We start from the raw sequence: 22,326 nt of genomic DNA, 5'->3' as shown, positions 1-22,326 counted from the left end.
ACTATGCCTATTTCAAATAGATACATGTCGGTGTCATCTTTTGCCCAATTGTTAGAATGAATGCGGACCACCGTGCAATCACCGCCCTAAGCCAAACCTTCCGCCTTCATTTGCCATCGCGCACGACCAGCGCTGGGACCAGCGGGACCGATGGGCCCGCTGGTCATAGTCTATAGTCAACGCGGTTTATAGTTCATCACATTTTCCACGACAGCCGTGTAGACACGTTTACGCGGCCCTGGAATCGACCGGGGCGCTTTGCGCGCGAGGCGCTTTCCCTCCCCTGGCATGAGCATCTGAAGGTCCACCATTGCTTTTGCTGCTTGGGTGCCTTGCTCGCCAGGGTATATCTGCTCCCATGTCTCAACCGACAGATAAACCGTTGACGCATCGCGCCAACCGATAGGTTGCACGCCATCTTCGTGCGGTCCCTTGACGACGGGCATCGCATTCAGGTTGGCACTCAGGAACTCCTGCAAAGGTTTGACATAGGCTTCAACGGCTTCGAATTTTGGTCCCAAGCGGCGCTCACACCAATCGAGGAATGCGGACTCCGCCGCGGCAACCGCCTCCCCTTCCTCCCATCCGGTCAGCCCGAACTGCGTCGCCATTTCCCCCGCCACACCGATCAACGAGAAACGCGCGGCGACACGCGAGACCTGCCCTTCAGGGGCGATGTTCAGATGACCAAGCCACGTCGCGGCGTATTGCCGGGCATCGCGTTTGACGTCCAAAGACATTTTCTCAATATCGCGCGCGAAGAGTTGCCGCACGAATTGCCGCCCGACAGCGCCGTAGGTCTGCCGCGTGGCAGTTTGCACCGCCTCCGCGAACTGCGCGCCATCCGACATGCCGTGCAGCCAGTCGAAAACGCCGTGATCACGACCGTCGGCCTCGATATCGATCAGACGAACCTCATGCCCCGGCATCACCTCCAGCCGTGCCTCGCGCAGCTTTTCACCAATGCTGATTTCACCCGAAGAGATCAACGCCAGCGTCCACGCTGCTTGCTCGGCCAGATTGGCATCCTTGTTCATCCGCGCCTTGCCGGATCCGTTGCCCAACATGTAAATCGTGCCATGCAGAGCTTTTGCCGAGATTTCCGCCAATTCGTCGAGCGGCAACAGCATCCCGTTCATCCGCGCCGCAATCGCCTCGAGCCCGTTCTGCGTCGCATGCCAAGGCGAGATTAAACGCGGACCGCCCCAGACAGAGGCCGCCAACTTCAGGAGCGTGGTTTTGCCGGAAGAGGAGGCGCCGCGGAAATGAAGCCCTCCGCTGTCACGCCCGCCCAGTTCCAGCAAGGGGCCAGAAAAGGCGAGCGACGCGGCCAAAATCATCAGCGGATTTTTCCGACACAAGGCACCGACCGAGTGCTTCCAGCTCTCGGCATCGCCAGCTTCGGTCAAGGCCTCACTCTGCATGACGCCGAGCGGCAAAACATCTTGGCACCCAATTTTTGTCCCGCCGATTAAAAAGCTGCGATTGGTATCATCCACCCACCCCATACGGCCCACAGATTGGAGGTGACGATTTGGCTCTGCGCGCTTCAAGAAGATGTGGAGGCTCTCCGCGGCGCTTTTTGAATGCGCGAGCTCCAAGCCATAATCAAGGAGCGCGGCGAGAACCTTTTGGGGGCTCGTCTGCAAATCGGAGTTCCGCACTGGGATATCGAGCCACATGCCGCGCGCAGATTTCACACTGACCAACCGCCCGTTGTTCTTGCCCTCACGGTCCGAAAACCGTGCAAGCACCTTGAGCGGGGTGCAAACGAAGACCGGATCAGCACCCTCCTCCTCGGGCACAGCATAGAGCCCGCCGGGACCGTTTGAGAAGCCCGCGACACTGCACTCCGACGAGAGGTGAGCGGTGCCCTGAACCTCAGACTGTGCGACCTGTGTAGAGGGGATACGCGTGATGTCGGCACCGCCCTGCCCGTCCCCTTCGAAATCGATGGGGGCGTCTGGGACAGCCTCACAAACTGACACTTCCGTCTCCTCAGGTGCGCGGATCACATACAGTTCCCTACGAAGTTGAGCGTGCTCCACCTCCTCATCCCAAACTGACGGAAAAGCGGGGTCGCCCGCATCGAACTCTGCGGGAATGTGTGCGACGATATTTAAAGCGTTCATTTATAATTTTCTTTCTACCGAATTTCGGCATGACTTGATGACCCACAGCCGAGGCGGCCGCAGTTTGTGTTGGTTCGACTTGAAAAGTAGCGTTACGGCGCAGTGGCTCCGCTTAGCTGACCCAACGCATCAACCGATGCGTCGGCCGCGGTCCGGCTTCGAATGAGGCGCGTCTATTTTGCGCGCAGCGAAGGCACCCGCACCGATGAAGGCGTCCAAACAATCGTCGCAGATATCCTGCGCGGGCCTCGTCAAGGTTGCCGCCGCGGCGGCGCTCATGGTATCGGTGTCCATATGTCGATCCTTTAGGTCTGTTTATTGGAGAGGCATAGTCTCAAGACAGGGGCGCGAAACCTTCACAGTTTCCTAGGCGGCGTCGGTTTTCGCCCTCTGTCAGGGGCTTTTCAGCCCGTTACCTTCCATTGCGGAAAGGTGATGCGAACCTGCTTTTCGAGCTGATCGAGCATTTTGTTCAGCCGTGCGGCCTCGTTGAGCGCGCCCCGTTTCGCCTCGACGGTTGAAAGATCAGACGCCTCTAACTCCGCCAGACGCGCTTTGATCTCAGAGCGCTTGTAGGCATTGACCGCGGTCGCCAGCATCTCGGCCGCTTCCTTCAAACTCCCCACCATGAACTCCGCACGGCGCAGCGACCCATGCGAAAGATCGGGGAAAATCTCATCCAGCGCCTCTTTGGGGAAGGCTTCCGCGGAGAACGCCTCTGGTCCCTGGTCCCCCTCAAACCCAGGGGCGCTGACCCCAGCTTCGTCGAGGTAGTAACCAAAGTCATTGGCATAGGCTTGCAGCTCCTCATTCCACGCCTGCCAAAACGGGCGCTTGAAGTCGGCACTTGTAGTGGTGACCTTGCTCGCCAATGCGTCCTTTTCCTTCTGCCGCTCGCGGTAGCGTTTTTGCTTTTCTGCGGATGTAAGTGCCATTTTCGAATCTCCCGTTAAGATGGTAACTTGTAACTCGTTACCAAAACCATCCGCAAGCCGTATTTCAATGAGTTAAAAAGTTTCGTTTTCAGAGCAGCACCGATCGCCGTTTCGTCCATCCTAAATAATGAAGCCAAAACAGCTTGTCTTGCGGCAATTGCAGGAGATTTTGTCGTTATATAACATGTTCTTATGTGAAAAATTCCGACACTTTTCGTCAATATCACAAATGCGTGATCGCCCGGCCTTCGCGTTTTGACATGTTTTGCACCTTCCTGAAGCGACATGACATGCAAACGGGTCGCCAAAGACCAACCGCGCCGGAACCCGCATGGGGACCACCGCATACGCCATGGATTGATAAAGATGGGACCGCGGGACCACTGAGCCAGCGGTCTTTAGCCAAAGAACCCAAATCATTGCTGATCGAAAGGTCGATCAGTTTTGTGACTGTATTCCCGATTTCCTCGTTGATGTGGGCAGCTTCGATTATCCCTTTTTTCTGTCAAGCGACACTCAGTTGCTAGGCTGGAATTGGATCAACGAAAAGGAACTAGATATGGCAAACCCGCGCCCCGAAAACGGCCCTTCAACCACCGGAAACAAATCTGGCTCAGATCGCGGAAACAATCCGCCCAAGGGGAAATAGTGGATTGATAGCCAGCCGCACCCGGCATGCAGAAAGGCCGCGGCGAAGGGCTCGGCGACGACAACTCCTGAAAACAAACCGATTGGGATGGTGGTTGCACTGCCATCCCGTTAGCGAGGTAAAAAGTGTATTATTCAAAAGATAAAGCGTTGAATGTGGTAATTTCTGAGGAAGTGAAGTCTGGGGCGCGTTATGTCTCTGGAAAAAAGCACGCAAAGCTATTCTTAGCAGGTGGCGGCTTATTGGTATTTTCTCGAACGCCGAGTGATCGACGGGCGTTTAGAAATGTGAAGGCAGAACTTTCCAGGTTGCACCGACAACAGGCCGAGGTGTGAGCATGCCCGACACTCTGCCGATGGCCCAGCTCCCGACGTCAAACTCCGCACTTCTTTACGTGGTGTCGCTATTCTGCCCTCCCAAATGGCAGCACCTAGAACGCCTCCGCTATGCACGCTCGGAGATGCGGTTGGAGGGAGGGATTGATCGAACGCGTGAGTTGCTCGACCTGTTAAGGCAATCGTTGAGACAGAAGCAGGGTTCAGCTCCATGGCGCGATGTTGAAAGACTAGTCTTTGGGATCATGGCCATCCAGGACGCGCTGGAACTCCATACGCGGACATATTCAGCCACTCCGCCGCAGGCTCTTTGGCTGCTTTTTGCATACGACATTATGCCTAGCCTCGGCAGAACCTGGGGTTTTTGGTGCCAAGATGAGGCGTTTTTGCCTCAGATGCCCCAAAACGATCTTTGGTTTTTACCGCATCAAGACCCTGCGAACCCAAATCGTTTAATTTTGCCAGTCGAGGCATTGCTGACATGGTGGTTAGAGCAAGTTGAAGGCCCAATGGACAGTGTCTGGGACGATGCTGTTGATGATAGGCTTCGCAGTATTCGAAATTGGCGTTCAGGCCGGACGACGCCAGCGATCACCAAGATCATGGAGTGGTTCAGCGATGATAACCAGTTCTCATACAAGAGCTCTATTGCAGTCCCTCTGTCGACGCCGCAGTTGCGAGCGTTGCTGCTCTGGGCGCGCGCTATCGAACAAGCCTACAAGGATCTCGTTGGCTTCCTGACGCCGGATATCGAGCCGAACGACCCGAACCCAATGCGCAACAAGGCTTTGCAATTGCTCGAACTCTTCAGATGGGGCCACGAGGCCACCGTCGCGGCAGGCCCGACCAACCCAGCACTGGCCAATCAGGCTTTCGTTGAGGCGCTACCGTCGTGGCTAAAGGAAGGCCCGTTTCGTGCGATTACGCCGGCCCGGTCCGGAGAGCTTCTTGCCGCCGAGCGGGTGGCCGAATTTCTGAGCGAGATTTTCAGAGCAATACAGCGTGACGATACGCTGAGTGATGTTTTCGTTGATTTAAAGCTGCGATCGCCTGCGCCATTTGTTCAGGATCGAGTGCTATTGGCACAGCGCCAGACTGTCGAGGAAGCGCTTAAAAGCGTCCTTATGGCTTGGGAGGGCAACGATCCGGATCGTCAGCCCCATGTCGCTGCTGGACTAGAAAGGCTTCGAAAACTGCCCGGCATTGCCGAGTTTGAAGCCGACCTCGCCTACCTAAGCGCCCTAAACGCTGTTTCTTCCGGGAATTTTGACGAAGCGCGCGAACATGCCGAGAAATCGCTGGATATCTGCATCGCGCGGTCTATCGGACCTTCGAAACTGCTTATCGCAAAGCTTAACTTCTCACTTGCGGTTGCGCAGGACGCATTCAACCGAAACAGTGCGGAGCGGAGCTTTCGAATTCTTTGCAAATCGGTCCAGCCCCAAGATGCCGCTCGCTGGAAACTTGGCGAAGGCCCGATCGATTATTCCATGCGCTTAGCGGCGGCGGATCATGCGGATTGGTTCTGGCGCGACATCGCTCGCCCGTATCAAGGGGTTAAAATTGAACAGCCCCTTAACGAGAGTTCTGAGATCATTCGCGCATACCAAGGATTGCTTTTCCGCGAGGCTGCGGAGGTCGAGTTGCGCGGATTCATTAAACAGTTTCGCGGCACATTGAAGCGCAAGTTGCGAAATGTGCGTGGCGACACGTTCTTCACAGTAGCATCAAAGATGGCGTCGGACCTAGTGCGCCGAATGCGGCAAATGCCAACATATCCGGGGATCCCCAAAGACCCTTCCGAACTTGCCAAATCGATGGCCGCAACGCATCTGAAACTGACTAGCCTGCTGCCCACTGACGTTCTGAATGCGCGTGACTATTTAAACCAGACTGTGCTGATGTTGGCGGCCGATCGAGACGATGTGGACATGGCAAAAGCACTCATTGCCCGTCATGTGGATATCGACGCGCAGGATGTCCTTGGTCAGACGGCATTGCATACTGCAGCGAAGATCGGAGCCAATCGATGTTTTGAAATTCTTCTTGCCGCCGGCGCGAACCCAACTCTCGAGACTTGCGCCGGAAAGACACCAGCTATTTTGGCCGCAGAATTTGGGCGCGCTACAATCTTCGGAATGAGACTGGTATGCGCGGCATACCCAATGGGCCGAAATGAGCTAACTCAAGCACATAAGCTGGCGGAGGCCTCCGCGGAAGATTTTAACGCAAAGCGCAAGGCATATGCAATTGCGGGACATGACATTGCCGGACGGAAGGGCTTCGAGCGGATTACAGAACTGGCGTTCAATATGCTGGATGACTAGCTGTAGGCTTTTTTTGCCCACGGCCGATTGTCAGGCCGGAGAGGGAGGGAGTTTCGCTGTATCGGATCCACCGATTGCGACACCAAGGCCGCTCGGCTCCGATTAAGCCGCTCGGGGCAGATTCAACCCCACACAAGCGCAGGAGCGCGCCCCACAGGCCGTCAGCGAATCAAGCCGCCGCGAGTCAGGTCAGAGCGCCGGAGAGGCGCCCAGAGTCCTGAAAATGACCGACACGACAACAACCTCAGGACGCCGTCCGCGACCGAAATACTGACCCGCCGATCGCGGATGGCAAGCGCGCCAAGCGGCACGACCAAAACAGCTCTATAGCTAAACGAGCCTTGCGCCAGTGCGCTCACGCGCTGAACATCCCGAATGTCGGAAGCGCGCGCATTTCTTCTTCCTCGGCCAAAGTTTCGGCATCCTGCGGCGCGTCCGTTTGCTCAGGATGAACCGGGACAGTTGCAGCGGGCGCGATATCTGCTTGCTGAAGCGGTTCTTGGTCCTCTTCAGCCTCAAACTCACGCTGCAACACGACAGCATCCTTGGCAGCGATATGGTGACGGCGCACACCATTCCTAGTCCAAGCCTGTCCTGATCCGGAGAGAATTCCGCGGCGGTTCAAAAGGTCAGCCATGGCTTCGTGGGTCAGCGTCTCAAAAGCCTGATCCTCTGAAATCACCGCCGCGATCCGATCAACGACTTCGCAGGCTTTGAGTTTTCTTGCCCGCACTGAGGCTTGCGACGCGCGCTTGCGGACTTCTGACAGATCGACATTGGACTGCCGCGCGCCCCTCGCGAGCGCGTCTTTCGTGCCCTCTCTGATCGAGAGCGCACTTTCTTCACCGCGCCGGACAGCGGACAGGAAAGCCTTGACCCCAAGAATACGATTATCGCGAACCGAAAAAACCTTCAAATCTGAATTCTTAAAAAACTCACGCGCGACAGAAACATTCCTGAACAACCGCGTTGGCTCGGTCACAATCAAGATCGCACCCGCATTGCGCGCCGAGAGACAGGCATCAGATAGACCAACGCGCTGGGAAAAACTTGTCGCCGAAGCGGCGGAGCAGACATCCTCATATATCTGAAGAAGGTCAAAACCCTGCTCCAAACACGCGTCCCGAATTTTCTTAGCTTGCGTCTCAAGCTGCTGCGGGTCTTTTGCTTGGATATCTGTAGAGACACGAATGTAACCTACTGTCCTCATTGACACTTTATCACGCTTCATCTTCTTTTAGCACCATCGGTTGGGGGTGAGCACGGACGCACGGTTTTGGTCCATCACACGGTATAATATTTTGCTAATGATACGATATCTGACGATAAGACAATGAGGAATTTCAACAGCACCGGAGGAGGTTTCACGATTTCAACCCAAGGGCGGAGCGTTGCGGCAAAGTCGTAAGCTACCGAGGGACGCGCGGCGTCAATCAACCTTGCATAGTTTGTCGATCTGGTGCATCAGCTTTAGATCGGCGTCCGGCACAGGCTGGGGCTTGTAGTAGACACTGCCCCGGCTGATCCCCAGCATCATCGCTTGGCGGCTGACGCTCAGCTTGGCGGTGGGATCGATCATTTTTTTGCGCTCGGCAACAGACCCGCCTTGCCGAGCGCGCCGGACAAAAAATCAGTCTCCAGCGTCATCTCTCCGATCTTCGCATGCAGGGTCTTCACATCGATCACCGGTTCCAAGGCCGCCTTCTGGGCGTCCCCAAACACCTAGGTCGCACCTTGAAGCAACTGGTCGCGCCACTGCTTGATCTGGTTCGCCTCTCGGTGTTTGCAGGCAAACACCTGCCGGTTACAGATGAACGTCAAAATCTTGCGCCAGCTCGATCAAGGTTTTCTCGCCCTTAATCGCGGCTACTGCCACCTTCGCCTTGAATGCCGGGCTGTGATTCCGGCGTGGTCGTCTTGCCATGGTCTTCTACTTGCTCGCAGCATCATGCCGCTGTTGCACAGAAAATCCACTTATCCCGACTGTTAAGATTTCCGGAGCCGCCTCTTTCCAGAAGACTGCACCCAATTATGACTACAAAATGTTTGATGCCGTCGATGGCAAGACCTATTCGGCGGTAAACAACACGATCCCTCAGGCAATACAAAATGTCGCTCGAACTGTGGTTGATTTAGCGAAAAGCGTTTAGGCTGCGGATGCGTAAGACCTTCATCTTTGGAAACGGACTTGGGATGTCCATTTCATCGGACGCTTATAACCTAGGCTTAGACCCATTAAATTGGTTGAGGACTTGCGACGCTCGTGGTTCAATTCCCACTGAGAGTGGGGGAAATTATGAGCAATCTTTACTGGCTAAACGAAGAGCAGATGGCCCGGCTGCGGCCTTTCTTTCCGAAAAGCCATGGCAAGCCACGCGTGGATGATCGGCGGATTTTGAGCGGCATTATATTCATTAACCGCAATGGCTTACGTTGGGCGACGCTCCGAAGGAATATGGTCCTGCGAAGACGCTCTACAACCGCTGGAAGCGATGGGGCGACATGGGAGTGTTCGCTCGAATGATGGAGGGATTGGCCTCAGAGGCCGCCACGCCGACAGGCCGACAGGCAAGTCTTAGATTAAGGCCCCGCGCGCCACCGCTTTAGAAGAGCTTTAACTGACGCGAAAAGCCCTTCCATTCGCGCAAACGCTCCCCCGCAGCGTCGGGTTGGCTGTTGGCCACCCCGTGGATCAACAAAGCCAGCGCTGCATTTAGCCCCAAGGTCGATTCCAAAAACAACCCTGTCGCGGAAGGCGCGTTAATGACTGCATCCGCAAATTCACGCGCCCAATGGCAATATTCATCCGTGACCACCACCAGTTTGCGCCCCTGTTCCTTCGCGAGCGCCGCCAACACGAGCGATTCCGCCGCATAAGGCACAACGTCGATCAAAAGCAAGCAAGAGCTACGACGCGGGCGCGGGCCAATCCATTCAGAGAGCATACTGTCATGCGCCGCGAGAAACCGCACATCTTGGCGCGCCAGCGCCAGCCTGCGCGCGCTATCCTCTGCGAGGCCCCTCACGGTTTGAAAACCAGTGACAAACACCTCCTCCATCCCTGCAAGAAGATCCTGCGCACGCAGAAAATCCTCGCCCTCAATCAGATCGTAAATCGACTGAACCGCTTCAATCTCAGCGCCGAGCTGATCGCGCCAGCGTTCGGATAAATCCCCGCCCCTGCGCGCCGCGGCCTGCCCCGCGATCGAATAGCGTTGGCGCAGCAGAGCCTTAAACTCTTTCATACCCGCACACCCGAACCGCCTCAAAACCCGCCCGACCGTAATCTCCGACACCTTTGCCTTTTGCGAAATCGTTCGCCCTGTCTCGAAAGAGATCGAATCGAGGTTTAACAGGATGTATTGCGCAACCTTCGCCTCCTGCTTGGGCAAATTCGGCATGTCCGCCTCAATTTTACGCACCAGTTCTTTGAAAGACCCCTCCGGATAGGACGCAAAGCCTTCTTGCATGACACAGCCCCATAAGACAGAAAAATAACATTTGACAAAAATGACAGTAAAAAACCAGACTAAGAAGTCAAATAAAAAACGTCGCGCCCAACAAGACGCTCCGAAACCTCTCAACAGGGACCACCCGAATGACCCGCAACCAAACCACCCTCGCAGCCCTCTTCGCACTTACGCTCGCCCCCGCGATGGCCAGCGCCGAGGAAACGCTTAACCTCTACAATTGGGGCGATTACATCAATCCAGCCGTGCTTGAAAAATTTGCCGAGGAAACCGGCATAAAAGTGACGCTGGACACCTACGGCTCCAACGAGGAGATGCTCGCCAAGATCCAAGCAGGTGCAACGGGCTATGATATCGTTTTCCCCTCGGTGCATATGCATGACATCATGTTCCAGCTTGGCCTGCTCGCGAAAACCGACATCGGCAGCGCTCCCGATTTTAAAAACATCGATGCCCAATTTATTCGCGCTGAAACCGACCCTGATGCGAGCTACTGCTTGCCCTATGCGTGGGGCAATGTTGGTATCGTTTATAACAAGGCCGAGGCGGGCGAGATAAAGGGCTGGAAAGACCTCTTTGCGCTCGGCGATGCTGGCAAGAAAATCATCTTGCTCGACGATCTGCGCGAAACCATCGGCATCGGCCATATCATGAACGGAACTTCGGTAAACTCCACGGATCCGGACGAGTTAAAAGCCGCTGCGGATTACGTGATTGAGCACATCAAGGGCGTCTCTGCCTTCTCCTACGACTCGATCCCGCTCGTGACCTCCGGCGATGTGGCCGCGGCTCAGTGGTATGTGGGGGCGAATATCTTCGTCGCGCAGAACCCAGACATTCTGGGCTATGTGATCCCCGAGGAAGGCGCGACAATGTATCAAGAAGATATGTGTGTGCTAGAGAGCGCGCCGAATAAGGCGAATGCGGTGAAATTCCTCGAATTCTACCTGCGTCCTGAAATCGCCGCGCTCAATGTTGAACAACAGATGAACGGCACGCCGAATATTCCTGCGCAGGCGTTGATCCCTGCTGAGATCGCGCAGAATAAGACGATTTATCCCGATCAGTCGGTGATTGATAAATTGCAAATCTTCCAGGATCTGGGCCGCGGATTGCAGCTCTATAACTCCGAATGGACGCGGATTAAGACCTCGCAATAAGCCGTTTGGGCGGGGTAACCCCGCCCATCCGACCGCATCGTTTCGCAGCGACCTCCCCGCCCCTGTCACAAGTTTGGCCCTCGCGCCGCACTGACCAGATAAGCAGATTGGCCCCATGCCCGCACCGCTTCAAATCCTCTCCGCCAGCAAATCCTTCCCCACGCCGGAAGGCGGCGTCATCACAGCGCTCGATCAGGTGTCCTTGACGCTAGATCAGGCGGAATTTGTGACTTTCCTCGGCCCATCCGGCTGCGGCAAAACCACCCTTTTGCGCACAATCAGCGGGTTCGAGGGGCTTGATGCGGGCGAGATCGTGATTGACGGAACCCCCGTCACCCAACGCCCAGCGCATCAGCGCCCTGTCAACACTGTGTTCCAGAAATACGCTCTGTTTGCGCATATGTCCGTGGCGCGCAATGTCGGCTACGCGCTTGAAATTGCTGGTATTGATCGCAAGACGATCCGCACCCGTGTCGGCGAAATGCTGGAACTTGTCGGCCTGCAGAGCATGGAAAACCGCAGCATTTCGCAGCTTTCCGGCGGCCAACAGCAACGCGTTGCACTGGCCCGTGCACTGGTGGCAAAACCAAAGCTGCTGCTGCTCGATGAACCTCTCTCCGCGCTCGATAAGAACCTGCGCCAGAAGATGCAGCACGAATTGAAAACCCTGCAACGCGAATTGGGGATCGGCTTTATCTTCGTGACCCATGACCAAGAAGAAGCCCTGACCATGTCTGATCGGATTGCCGTGCTGGCCAAGGGCCGGATCCAGCAGATCGGCGCGCCGGATATGCTCTATAAACACCCCGCGAACCTCTTCACCGCCGATTTCCTTGGCGAAAGCAATCTGATCCGCGTCGAACGCGCGGGCGCGATAGCGACACTTGCCGATGGCCAAAGCTTTCCCTGCGCGCACGGGATTGGCCCCGCGACCCTCATGTTGCGACCAGAGGCCCTGCGCCTAACGCCGGAGGCGTTTGCGTCAAGCGCCGCACCCGTTTTGCGGTTCACAGGGATCATGCGCGCGGCCTATTACACCGGAAAAGATCAACAGATCGACTTTGACTGCCCGCAATTTGGCCCGATGCAGGCGTTGCTGCGCGATACAGGCGAGGCCCTGCCCAAGGCCGGAGACCAGATCACGCTTTACGCGGCGCAAGATGCGCTGCACCTGGTCGACGAGGTCGCACCATGACCCTCGCCCGCCGGACGCTGCGCAATCTTCTTGCCCTTCTCGGGGCCCCCACCCTGTTTTTGCTGGTGTTCTTTTTCTGCCCGCTGGTCATCATGCTGGTCTATAGCTTCCTCACCCCGGGCCTTTATGGCGGGGTGGAATGGACTTTCTCGCATCTCAATTACGGCCGGATCCTTGGCTGGGCCAACACCGCCTATGACAAGTTTGATCCGGTGTTTATCGAGATCTTTCTGCGCTCGTTGAAGCTGGCAGGGCTGACGGTGCTGACCTCGCTCATCATCTGCTATCCCGCGGCCTTCTGGATCAGCCGGATGACACCCGCACGCCGCGACCGTGCAATTTTGCTCATCACACTGCCATTCTTCGTCAGCCTGATTGTGCGGCTGTTTGCGTGGGTGCTGATCCTGCGACCAACGGGCTTTTTAAACCAAGGGCTAATGGCCCTCAAGGTGACCTCCACGCCCATCGACTTTCTCTACACCGATTTTGCGGTGATCCTCGGCATGACCTATGTGTTCATTCCCTTCATGTTTCTGCCGCTATACGCGTCAATTGAAAAGCTCGACATCAGCCAGATCGAAGCCTCCGCCGATCTGGGCGCAACGCGGTTTCAGACTTTTCGCAAAGTTGTGCTGCCCGCGACCCTTCCAGGCATCTTTGGCGGCGCAGTCATCACCTTTATCCCCGCATTGGGGAATTTTATCGTGCCCTCGGTGTTGGGCGGCGCGAAGGTCATGATGATTGGCAACTTGATCGAGCAACAGTTTCTCTCTGCGCGCAACTGGCCCTTCGGCGCCGCGCTGGCGATGCTGGTCATGGCGGCGGTGCTGATCCTGCTGATCGTGCAAATCCGGCTTTCCAGAACAGGGGAGAGCGCATAATGGCCCTCAAGCGCCTTCTGAGCCTCTACGGCTTCATGTTTTTTGTGTTTGTCTACGCCCCGATCCTGCTCGTCGTGGTGTTTTCGTTCAATGCCAACCCGATCAATATGATGATCTGGGACGGGTTCACCCTCGATTGGTATCGCCTCATCCTCGGGTTACCCACAACGATTGCCGATAGCCCAACCTATATCGACTCCACCCCCCAGCTCTACGCCGCGGTGCGCACCAGCTTTATCGTTGCGATTTCCACCACGCTGATTTCCACCCTCTTTGGCACCGCCCTTGCGCTCGCAGTTGCGCGGTTCCGGTTCCGGTTCGCAGGGTTTTACCGTGCGATGATGATGGTGCCGATGATCATGCCCGATATCGTTCTGGGGATCGCGCTTTTGATCTTCTTCATCACCATCGGCATCAACCTCTCGATCATCTCGATCATCATCGGGCAATGCACCTTTCTGATCTCTTATGTGTTTGTCACAGTCTCTGCGCGACTTGCACAATTAGACCAGACGATTGAGGAGGCCTCTGCCGATCTGGGGGCCACACCCGCGCAAACGTTTCGCAAGGTGACCCTGCCCGCGATCGCCCCTGGAGTGTTAGGAGGGGCGCTGCTCGCCTTCATCATCTCGATGGACGATCTGGTGATCACCTATTTCATTGCTGGCACCGGCAACACAACGCTACCGATGCATATCTGGGGGATGCTGCGCCGTGGTATCAAACCCGAAATCAACGCCATCGCCACCTTGATGCTTCTGTTCACAATTGTGATCGCTGCACTCGGCCTCTACCTCAGATCGAGACAGAAATGATGCCACAAAACACGCTCCTCACGCGGCCTGCGCCCACATCCCAGCCCGCCGAGAAACCCCGCGCGCGTGATCTAGCCATACCGTTGCAAGGCACAACTGGGCCGCTCAACGCGATCACCGATGTCGCGGGGATCGAAGTCGGGATGATGGAACTGACCTCTGCCCAAGATCCCGCGCTGGCGACACGCGGCATCCAAGTGCAAACCGGCGTCACGGCAATCTTGCCGCGCGGGCATGACACAACGCCCAAGCCGGTCTGGGCAGGACAGTTTAGCCTCAACGGAAACGGTGAGATGACAGGCGCACATTGGGTGCGCGATGGTGGATGGCTCTGCGGTCCCATTCTGATCACCAACTCACATGCGATCGGCCCCGCCCACAGTGCCGCTGTGCGTTGGATGGTAGAAACCTACGGCGAAACATGGGAGAGCCACCACCTCTGGGCTATGCCTGTTATTGCCGAGACCTATGACGGGGTTCTCAACGACATCAATGGCCTACATATCACCGAAACCCATGCTCGCGCCGCAATTGATTCCGCGCGCGCGGGGCCAGTCCGCGAGGGGAATTCCGGCGGTGGGGCAGGGATGATCTGCTACGAGTTCAAGGGCGGAACGGGCACCGCCTCACGCGTGATCGACATCGACGGCACGGCGTTTACGCTGGGGGCTCTGGTGCAGGCCAATCACGGGTTGCGGCCATGGCTGACCGTTGCTGGGCAGGCCGTTGGCGCACAGATGATGGAAGACCGGATCCCCGATATGAAAACCGAGCGCGGATCAATTATCGTGATCCTCGCGACCGATTTGCCCCTCTCACCCAGCCAGTTAGAGCGACTTTCACGGCGGGCCTCCATCGGCATTGGGCGCTCTGGATCACCAGGGGGAAACAATTCGGGCGATATTTTCCTAGCCTTCTCCACCGCGAACGAGATGCCCCTCCCCCAGCTTTCCGGCACATGGCGCGAGATGCGGACACTCAATGACGAGCGGCTCGATCCGGTTTATCTCGCGGCTGTAGAAGCCGTGGATGAGTCCATCCTCAACGCGCTCTGCGCGGCACAGGATGTGCCCTTTGCGCGCCCCGCATCGGGGGTATGTCGCGCGCTGAACACCGAGCGGCTGGCCGAGGTGATGGGGCTCTAGATATTCATAGACGCGCCGTTCCTCACTTCAGCAACAAGCGGGCCGCTTGCCCGAGATCTACACACCGATTCAGAGCGCAGCATATACCTAGGGCAAGGTAGTGATGAAAAGGTTGGAAGCGTTGGCGGGTCAGGAGACGATTACTGAGTTGGTAAGTCGGTTGGCGTGCTATCCGATGATTATCTGTCAATGGAAGCGGGATCTGCTTGAAGGCGCCTCTGATGTATTTGAGCGCGGTGGCAATCGAAACACGTCTAAGAGTGAAAGGCGCAGACAATATTCTGAGAGCGAACAGACCGCCCCGTGCCGACCAAACCTTCACCCTTTCGTTCGGCCGAGAGCGGACCCCACCAAATCAGGGCGCGAGGGAAGTCGATCCGCAGCCCCATCTTGGCGGGGGCTGAGTCGCGTCCAACTCGAAATATACGGCTTACTAGCTGCCGAACCCATAAGCGCGCCCAGAAGCGCTTAGAACGAGCCTGCGCGCATCCATCGGCCGAAAGCCCAATCCATCGCGGGCAGGTATTAGCTAAATAGCCCAGCAGGCATAGAGCTAGATGCAGCTTTGTGGTCGGCCGCCAGTGGAACCGGCAAGAGCAGTCGAACTGCCCATACGAAACGAATGCGTCTCGGAAAGCGCCATTTGTCGCGATGATTGCTTCGATTCATTGAAGTCCGTTTTCGTTTTACTGCACTCTCGGCACGATCACTTCGCTCCGGAAAATCCCGAAATCGGGTCAAAAATGGAACATTTTGTCTCATCGCGCGAGGCATAAATCTCGAAATACCCAATAAAATAAGGCCAACTTACGGGAATATTTTGAGCACTTCTTCCCTAGAGGGAACATTTACGCGATAGTTTCGCGCTCTTTTGCACCCCAAATGTTACGTTTTCGCGCAACAATGTAACATTTTAGGCCAATTATGTTACACCTCACTTTCCGAGTATTTTTGTCGGAAAGCATCCTCTGCGCCTAACCCGGAAGGTTGAGCCGCCCCCGATCTGCGGCGCCAGAACGCGTCCCCGTCATGGGGTCAGATTTCCTCTAGGACTTCGCTCATGCTAACGCTCTCGCGATATTCATCAAGCGCCAACACGATCGCCGTGCCGCCGCCAAAATAGCATCCAGCGCCCGAATGAAGCGCACCATCGAGGCACCGCAGAACGGCAAGGATGTCATTGTGATGTGAACGCCGGAACATGCGCGCCGCCATCAAGCGACCAACAGATGACCGTTGCCATACTTCGCAACAAGCATGTCGAGGAGGGCTTGCTCATCGGGTGTAATCTCGTCCTGCCGAACAAACCGCCAGTTCCGCTCGTAGAGCGCAAGCGCGACTTCACCGTCCACGACGGCATCGCTAGGACGATTCCAGCATAGCTGGCGCAGCTGCGGATAATTTTTCACTACGACGTTCATGTGATCCTCGGATGGTTGACCGTCATCCCTGCCGCCCAAAAGTAGGCTGCACCGAGCGATTTGCGAAGCCATTCTGTCGCACGACAATCAAAGCAGCGTTGACCCCGTGGATGAGAAGATCACGCGAACCCGGAAGGTTGCGGCATCCCCGATCTGCGGCGCCAGAACGCATCCCCGTCGACCGCGCGTATTTCCCCTAGGACTTCGACCTGATTTTCACCGATATGAAAGTCCCACCCGACTGCGAACGCAAGACACGATAAGTAAGTGATATCAACAACATGAGATATCACACCGATGAGCACACCGTTCAACAACACACCCGCCGCGAAGCTGATCGCGGACCGTATCCAAGCCCTCTCGCATCGCAAGACCCAAGGCGAGATTGCGTCCGAGGCGGGGTTTGCCAATGCCAATATGATGACCTTCCTCAAAAACGGCCGCAATAAAGTTCCTCTCGATCGGGTGCCCGCGCTCGCGAAGGCGCTGGAGGTCGATCCGGCCTATCTGATGCGGCTGAGCATCGAGCAGGCCATCGGCGTCACCGCGGCTCAGGCTGTCGTTGAGATCTTCGGCACGCCCGCGACCGAGAATGAACGCGGTTGGCTCACAGAGCTGCGTGAGGCGTCCGACAACAGCGACCCACGTCTGACCGCCCGCTCCCGCGCGGCACTGCGGGGGATCTTCGGCAAATGAGCGAAACTCCGTTCACCACCCCAACCTCTCCCAGCGTCAGCTGGGAGACCCTGTCCGCCAATGAGCGCGCATGGATCGAGTTCATCCGCGTCATCAGCAACGGGCACGACCCAAGGCCGACACCCGCGCGTATCCGTGCGCTGACAGAGCTATTGGACATTTAGTGCGCCACCGCTTGCTGCGAAGAGTGGATCGAAGACTTCCCAGACCGCCAGAGCAGGTTAGCGTCACGAGTCGACGAGCGCGGCGCTACCTGCAAGCGTGGCCGACAGTCACCTCTAGGCGCGCACTGCTTGCCTGTGTAAGCGTGTGGCCGACAGAGCTCTGCTCTGCCATCTGCTGGCCACTTGACGCAAGGTAATTAAGTGCCAGAATTCGGCCGTTCCAGCGTGCCAATATGCAACGTAACACATTGATTTTAATTAGATGGAATAGAATTCAATCCTCTCTCACAGCACCATCCTTTTCTAGATGAAATAGACCTCGTGCTGCGCTTTGATCGCGTCTCTCGGTTGGGCTTTGGCCCTGCTGACTTGCGGATGGCTTGTGTAAATGAGACGGTGCAGCGATGATCCGCGCTTCATCCTCAAACTAAGGCCCGCCATGACCGAACCAGCCCCGTTCACGCCTGCGCAATCCCTCGCACCTTACGTGCAGCAACTCGGGCGCGGACCGAGCAAATCGCGCCACCTGACGCGCGACGAGGCACAAGACGCAATGACGATTGTGCTTGAACAGCGCGCTGCGCCGGAGGCGGTTGGGGCGTTGTTGATGTTGTGGCGCTACCGTTCGGAAAATCCTGACGAGATTGCGGGAATCGTTCTGGCGATGCGCGCGCGCCTTGGGGTTTGGCGTAAGATTGCGCCTGATCTCGACTGGCCGTCATATGCGGCAGGGAAATCACGCGGATTGCCTTGGTTTTTGCTGGCGGCAAAGCTGACGGCCTCGGCCGGGCACAAGATCGTGCTCCACGGCCTGAATTCACATCAGGCGAATGCCGCGGCTGTGCGCCCTGCTCTGCCGATTGTCGGAATTGCACAGGCCAGCACGCCGGACGCGGTTAAGGCCGCGCTGGATTTGACGAATATCGCTTACATTCCGCTGGAGGCGATGGATCAGCGCTTTGTCGAGTTGCTCGCGCTGCGCGAGCATCTTGGCCTTCGCTCGCCCGTCAACACAGCGTTGCGCGCGCTCAACCCATGTGCCGCACGTGCGCAGGTGCAGGGCGTGTTCCACCCCCCTTATCGCGCGCTGCAACAAGATGGCGCCCGCGCCTTGGGGGAACAACATCTGCGGGTGTTGAAAGGCGGCGGCGGCGAGTTCGAACGTCAACCCAACAAGGCCGTCGAACTGATGGGGCTTGACCACGGCGCACCGTTTGACACCGTTGCGCCCGCCCTCCTGCAGGGCGCCAAGCGCATGTCGGAGGCCGCAGACGGCGCCACCGACCCTAGCGCGCTGGCGGCGCTTTGGGCGGGCGATTTGACAGATGAATTCGCGCTGATGATCGTGCTCGGGACAGCGGCTTTGGCGCTTGGCGTCCTTGAGGGGTTGGATCACACAGACGCGTTCAGGCGCGCCACGGATCTGTGGTCAGTGCGCCCCCGCTAGACCGCACGCCTCGCCCCTGCGGGTATAGCAGGGCCCTTCGGGGCCCCGCCCGTGCTAGAGCGATATCAGATGATTATCGAACGCGACTTGCGAGGTCACTTCACCGCCGGCGCGGGCTTGCCCCTCATCGGTCACGGTAATGCGGGAGGCGCCGCCAAATCCGTCGGTTGCGATGAAACCATCCGATGCGCCGATTTGATCCGCCCCGCGATCAGGCCCGAGGCCGCAAACATCCGCCACCGCGACAGAGGCCAGCGGCTTGCCGTCGGCGGTGTAAATCTGAACGCGGCCACCTTTGGGCGACGTAATCGCGACCCGCGCGCCAGAGGCTGAAAACGCACAGGAACCGGCATAGCCTTTCATCGCGAACTCTTCGCCGAGCGCAGGCTCGCACAACTGCGCCGTCGCCCCCAATCGGTGTAAACCGAGGAGTGGAACCGGTTCAAACGCGTCGCCTTCCCATTGCATCGCAAACGCAACGAGGCCGTCTGCCCGCACGGACAGGTGGCGAATCGAATTCTGTGCGAGGTCGGGGAGCTCAACCTGATCAAGCACCTCGCCAGCATCGCTCAAATAGGTCAGGTTCGGGCGCATCCGGTCGATATTGAGGGGCGTGCGATCGGACGGATCAGTCTCGATGCCGCCATTCGCGACTATGAGCGTTTCCGTCCCGGGCAGGCGCAAAATTTCGTGCGGCCCGATGCCGTGGCTCGCGAACTGATTGATCCGCTTCCACGTTTTGGTGTCCCACACGCCTATCTGGCCAATCGAGCCATCCGCGATCACTTCCGATGTAAACAGGCGCGCCCCATCTGAGGAGAATGCGCCGTGGCCGTTGAACTGGCGTCCGGTCGGCGGCTCCAACCGCGCGATGACCTTGCCATGCACGCAATCAATCACCAAACCGAACACGCCGGGCCTGCGCGCAAAGGCGACGGCGACAGGCAGGCTGGGATGCGCCGCGCCGGCATGTCCGCGCGATGGCAACCCGAGACGAAAAATCTCCTCACCGAGGGCGGTTAAGCCCAAAAGCGCATAATCCCCCGCAGGCAGCCGCGCCGCCGCAAGGAATGCGGGGCTGCCTGCCGCCGCCCAACCGGTTTGCGCCAATCCAGCCGTCGCCGCGAGCGACGCGAGGAAGGTTCTGCGTTTCATGCTGCTCTCCTTGCAATCAATCGCCATCTGCGGAGTTGAACCCCGCCGAGACCCCGAGCGTCAGACCGATTTCGGCCTCCGCCGCGTCCCCAGCCGCGATAATCGCCTGCTGCAAGATCTCCACCTTGAGACGGCCGCTCGGGTCCACGACGCCTGCGAAATCTGGATCGTCCATCTTGCCGAGCAACTCCTCGACCCGCTCGAACGCCGTTTTCGTCACGGGTGCGCCATCGGACTTACCCTCGATCTGCGCGAGATCCTCAGCGAGGCCGCCAAGAGCCTGCATCGAAAGCGCTAGATTACGCTTGGCGCGATGGGCGAGCAGCGCCTCCGCGCGTTCCGGCCGCGGCGCATCGAACGTGCCCAGCGGGCGCGCAAGCCGCGTGCCCTCGTTAAACTCAATCCCCGCCAAAAGCTGGGTGAAAAGCGCCTGACGCGCCTCGTCGGCGGATCGATAGGTGCTGTTGCCTGCCTCGCCTGCGGTCGTCAGCAAAGGCGCATACTCAACCCAATCCTGCGCGAGCCCTGCCGATGTCGTGGCGAGATCGGCCGTCATGGCGCGCACCAGATCACAGGCGTAATCGCCCTGCGCGTAGGTCTCGCCGTGGAGGATACGCTCGATCCCGTAGAGGCCGCGCGCCGCGATAGACACCTGCGCCATGCCACCCTCCGCGGTGAGGTCCGGGTCCTCGGCCTCCAGCATTGCGGCCATCTGACGCGCGCCGAGGTTTTTCGGATCCGGCCAGTAGGCGATCGTCAAGGCACGGCCCCCCGCTTCGGATGGCCCAATATGATAATGTTGAACCTTGAGCCACGCATCGAACGCCACATTCCAAGGCGCTTGCAAAGCGGTGGCTGAACAGTCGTCCGCCGCGCGCGAAGCGAGATCCTGCGCGGCCGCATCAAACTCCGCAAACCCCGGTAGGATATTCCGCTCCACCACCTCGCGCACATCCGCAGCGGCTGGCATTCCCATCACCGTCATGGCGACGCCGCCCGCCAAAATTTTCCATGCCCAATTGCCGCTCATCACAGGCTCCTTAAATAATCCAGTAAAGCTTCGCGTTGCGCCGCCGTCATTTGCGCCACCCTATCACGCGCCGCGCGCGCTTCACCACCGTGCCACAGCACCGCTTCCAATAATGTGACCGCGCGCCCGTCATGCAGGTAGCTCGTTTGGGGCACATTCAACCCCCAAAGCGGCGCGGTCCGCCATTCGCGCCCCCCGTCATCGCCCAAATCCTCGCCCATATCATGCAAAAGAAAATCGCTATAAGGGCGTGCGCCGTTCGAATAGGGATCGCGCACATGGCATGCCTCACAGCCCGCCTGCGCAAAAAGATCGGCGCCGGTTTGCGCCGCGCCAGATGACACCTCCCCGATCAGCGGCGTCGTCACGGCGAGATCAGCAACAAAGCGCGTCACAAGATCCAACGTTGACGCAGACACCTCGTGCCCATCGCGCAGCCCCGCATCCCCGCCATGCGCCATCCCCGCACAGGTCAGGCAGTCGCCCTGCGGATCAGGGAACAGCGGCGTGGATAAGCCCATATCCGTGGAGAAGGCATCCGCAGATTGATCCATCAGCGTGACCGCCCCGCCCCGCCACCCGAAACGTGCAAGCGCCGCGCGGCCCAATTCGGGGGAGTAGGCCTCAGCCACACGGCCGGATATCCCGTCGCCATTCACGTCAAAAGGATCGGCACGGGCGCGCAGCTCGGCCTCCCCTATGCCCGCGATCAAGCCCATGCCAAACAACGGTGGCGAGACACGCAAAGACAGGCCCTCAACATGCGCCGCCGCGCCCGAGATCTGCGGCGAGACACGGCGCATCGTCACTTGGGTTCCGTCGCCAAGTGTCATCGGCCGCATGTCATACCGCAGGCGCAATGTGCCCTCAGGGGTCAGCGGCTGGCGCGCGGGGGTCTCGCCCGCCTGCGCGCTGTGATGGGCCCCTGTCACGGTGCGGTCTTGAAGCTGGGTGCCGAACGCGCGTTGCGCATCAGGGCTGGTGAATTTGACGACGGTTCCAATCGTACTCTCCACCACTGCGCCCGAAACATGCGCCTCCGGCAAGGATGAACGCCCGCCTTGCGCGTGACAATTCGAGCAGGCACGCGCGTTAAACATCGGGCCAAGCCCGTCTGACCCCTTGGTCGAGCTGGGCGCGGCGACCCAGAGCTTTTCGAACAAGGCGCGACCGATTTCGATCTCCAACCCGCCCAAACTTGCCCCGGACTCGGCGCCCTGCGCCTTCGCCCGCGCGTCGCCGACGGGCGCCGTATCTTCGCCAGACGAAAGAGGGGCGGGCTCCGCGAAGCCCACCCCCGTCATATGCGCCAATCCGGCACTCGCAAGCGCCGCACCGACCAGCCCTGCAATCGCACGCGACCGCATCG

At 58.1% G+C, this 22,326-nt stretch carries 19 protein-coding genes and 2 pseudogenes; 10 read left to right on the top strand and 11 right to left on the bottom strand.

The features are described 5' to 3' along the window. Positions 1–176: 176 nt before the first annotated feature. The 3 genes from SJY32_RS02500 to SJY32_RS02490 form a co-directional block, all read right to left on the bottom strand. Positions 177–2,132, bottom strand: coding sequence for a DUF927 domain-containing protein (locus tag SJY32_RS02500; protein ID WP_376871217.1), 1,956 nt, complete (start codon positions 2,130–2,132; stop codon positions 177–179). A gap of 129 nt (positions 2,133–2,261) precedes the next feature. Next, entirely contained in the window at positions 2,262–2,426 is a 165-nt protein-coding gene (locus SJY32_RS02495; RefSeq protein ID WP_376871215.1) for a hypothetical protein, read from the bottom strand. A 110-nt stretch (positions 2,427–2,536) separates the two neighbouring features. Next, positions 2,537–3,067: a hypothetical protein gene (locus SJY32_RS02490; RefSeq protein WP_376871213.1), complete on the bottom strand. Its 531-nt coding sequence runs from the start codon at positions 3,065–3,067 to the stop codon at positions 2,537–2,539. Positions 3,068–4,053: 986 nt separating this feature from the next. On the opposite strand from SJY32_RS02490, the gene SJY32_RS02485 reads away from it, so the two are divergent. Further along, the gene (locus SJY32_RS02485) at positions 4,054–6,378 is read left to right on the top strand and encodes an ankyrin repeat domain-containing protein (protein WP_376871211.1); all 2,325 of its coding nucleotides are present in this window, start codon (positions 4,054–4,056) and stop codon (positions 6,376–6,378) included. 355 nt (positions 6,379–6,733) lie between these two features. On the opposite strand, the gene SJY32_RS02480 is transcribed toward SJY32_RS02485, so the two are convergent. Beyond that, a complete protein-coding gene (locus SJY32_RS02480) occupies positions 6,734–7,588 on the bottom strand; it encodes a recombinase family protein (protein ID WP_376871209.1) in 855 nt (284 codons plus the stop codon). A gap of 234 nt (positions 7,589–7,822) precedes the next feature. Beyond that, positions 7,823–8,302: pseudogene (locus tag SJY32_RS02475) on the bottom strand (IS3 family transposase); the annotation flags it as partial. Between the two features lie 372 nt (positions 8,303–8,674). Here SJY32_RS02475 and SJY32_RS02470 point away from each other — a divergent pair. Further along, positions 8,675–8,925 (top strand): annotated as a pseudogene (locus SJY32_RS02470) (transposase); the annotation flags it as partial. A gap of 56 nt (positions 8,926–8,981) precedes the next feature. Here the strand turns inward: SJY32_RS02470 and SJY32_RS02465 are convergent. Further along, positions 8,982–9,848: a MurR/RpiR family transcriptional regulator gene (locus tag SJY32_RS02465; protein WP_376871207.1), complete on the bottom strand. Its 867-nt coding sequence runs from the start codon at positions 9,846–9,848 to the stop codon at positions 8,982–8,984. A 128-nt stretch (positions 9,849–9,976) separates the two neighbouring features. On the opposite strand from SJY32_RS02465, the gene SJY32_RS02460 reads away from it, so the two are divergent. From SJY32_RS02460 to SJY32_RS02440, 5 genes are all read left to right on the top strand, one after another. Continuing rightward, positions 9,977–11,008 carry a PotD/PotF family extracellular solute-binding protein gene (locus SJY32_RS02460; RefSeq protein ID WP_376871205.1) on the top strand — a complete coding sequence of 344 codons (1,032 nt, stop codon included), beginning with the start codon at positions 9,977–9,979 and terminating at the stop codon, positions 11,006–11,008. 115 nt (positions 11,009–11,123) lie between these two features. Continuing rightward, a complete protein-coding gene (locus SJY32_RS02455; RefSeq protein WP_376871203.1) occupies positions 11,124–12,203 on the top strand; it encodes an ABC transporter ATP-binding protein in 1,080 nt (359 codons plus the stop codon). Then, on the top strand, positions 12,200–13,084 hold the full coding sequence (locus SJY32_RS02450) for an ABC transporter permease (RefSeq protein ID WP_376871201.1): 885 nt from the start codon (positions 12,200–12,202) through the stop codon (positions 13,082–13,084). Before SJY32_RS02455 ends, SJY32_RS02450 begins: the two co-directional genes overlap by 4 nt. Beyond that, positions 13,084–13,899 carry an ABC transporter permease gene (locus SJY32_RS02445; protein WP_376871199.1) on the top strand — a complete coding sequence of 272 codons (816 nt, stop codon included), beginning with the start codon at positions 13,084–13,086 and terminating at the stop codon, positions 13,897–13,899. Before SJY32_RS02450 ends, SJY32_RS02445 begins: the two co-directional genes overlap by 1 nt. Next, complete coding sequence (locus tag SJY32_RS02440) at positions 13,896–15,044, top strand: P1 family peptidase (RefSeq protein ID WP_376871197.1); 1,149 nt, start codon at positions 13,896–13,898, stop codon at positions 15,042–15,044. Before SJY32_RS02445 ends, SJY32_RS02440 begins: the two co-directional genes overlap by 4 nt. 1,035 nt (positions 15,045–16,079) lie before the next feature. Here the strand turns inward: SJY32_RS02440 and SJY32_RS02435 are convergent. Together SJY32_RS02435 and SJY32_RS02430 are read right to left on the bottom strand one after the other, a co-directional pair. Further along, on the bottom strand, positions 16,080–16,247 hold the full coding sequence (locus SJY32_RS02435) for a hypothetical protein (protein ID WP_376871195.1): 168 nt from the start codon (positions 16,245–16,247) through the stop codon (positions 16,080–16,082). Between the two features lie 11 nt (positions 16,248–16,258). Then, positions 16,259–16,465 (bottom strand): hypothetical protein, encoded by a 207-nt coding sequence (locus SJY32_RS02430; protein WP_376871193.1) that lies wholly within the window; start codon positions 16,463–16,465, stop codon positions 16,259–16,261. Between the two features lie 297 nt (positions 16,466–16,762). On the opposite strand from SJY32_RS02430, the gene SJY32_RS02425 reads away from it, so the two are divergent. From SJY32_RS02425 to SJY32_RS02415, 3 genes are all read left to right on the top strand, one after another. Next, the gene (locus SJY32_RS02425) at positions 16,763–17,161 is read left to right on the top strand and encodes an XRE family transcriptional regulator (protein WP_376871191.1); all 399 of its coding nucleotides are present in this window, start codon (positions 16,763–16,765) and stop codon (positions 17,159–17,161) included. Further along, positions 17,158–17,325, top strand: coding sequence for a hypothetical protein (locus SJY32_RS02420; RefSeq protein ID WP_376871189.1), 168 nt, complete (start codon positions 17,158–17,160; stop codon positions 17,323–17,325). Before SJY32_RS02425 ends, SJY32_RS02420 begins: the two co-directional genes overlap by 4 nt. Positions 17,326–17,764: 439 nt before the next feature. Next, positions 17,765–18,772: a glycosyl transferase family protein gene (locus SJY32_RS02415; protein WP_376871187.1), complete on the top strand. Its 1,008-nt coding sequence runs from the start codon at positions 17,765–17,767 to the stop codon at positions 18,770–18,772. A 54-nt stretch (positions 18,773–18,826) separates the two neighbouring features. Here SJY32_RS02415 and SJY32_RS02410 read toward each other — a convergent pair whose 3' ends face one another. Genes SJY32_RS02410 through SJY32_RS02400 form a run of 3 tightly spaced genes read right to left on the bottom strand, consistent with a single transcriptional unit; the run spans position 18,827 to position 22,324 of the window. Continuing rightward, positions 18,827–19,927 (bottom strand): DUF1513 domain-containing protein, encoded by a 1,101-nt coding sequence (locus tag SJY32_RS02410; RefSeq protein WP_376871185.1) that lies wholly within the window; start codon positions 19,925–19,927, stop codon positions 18,827–18,829. A 16-nt stretch (positions 19,928–19,943) separates the two neighbouring features. Further along, positions 19,944–20,957: an imelysin family protein gene (locus SJY32_RS02405; RefSeq protein WP_376871183.1), complete on the bottom strand. Its 1,014-nt coding sequence runs from the start codon at positions 20,955–20,957 to the stop codon at positions 19,944–19,946. Further along, positions 20,957–22,324, bottom strand: coding sequence for a di-heme oxidoredictase family protein (locus tag SJY32_RS02400; RefSeq protein WP_376871180.1), 1,368 nt, complete (start codon positions 22,322–22,324; stop codon positions 20,957–20,959). Before SJY32_RS02400 ends, SJY32_RS02405 begins: the two co-directional genes overlap by 1 nt. Between the last annotated feature and the right edge of the window lie 2 nt (positions 22,325–22,326).

Source organism: Albirhodobacter sp. R86504 (genome assembly GCF_042466415.1).
GTDB lineage: Bacteria > Pseudomonadota > Alphaproteobacteria > Rhodobacterales > Rhodobacteraceae > Albirhodobacter.
Note: the sequence above shows the minus strand (reverse complement) of the source record. Positions and strands in the feature narration are given on the sequence as shown.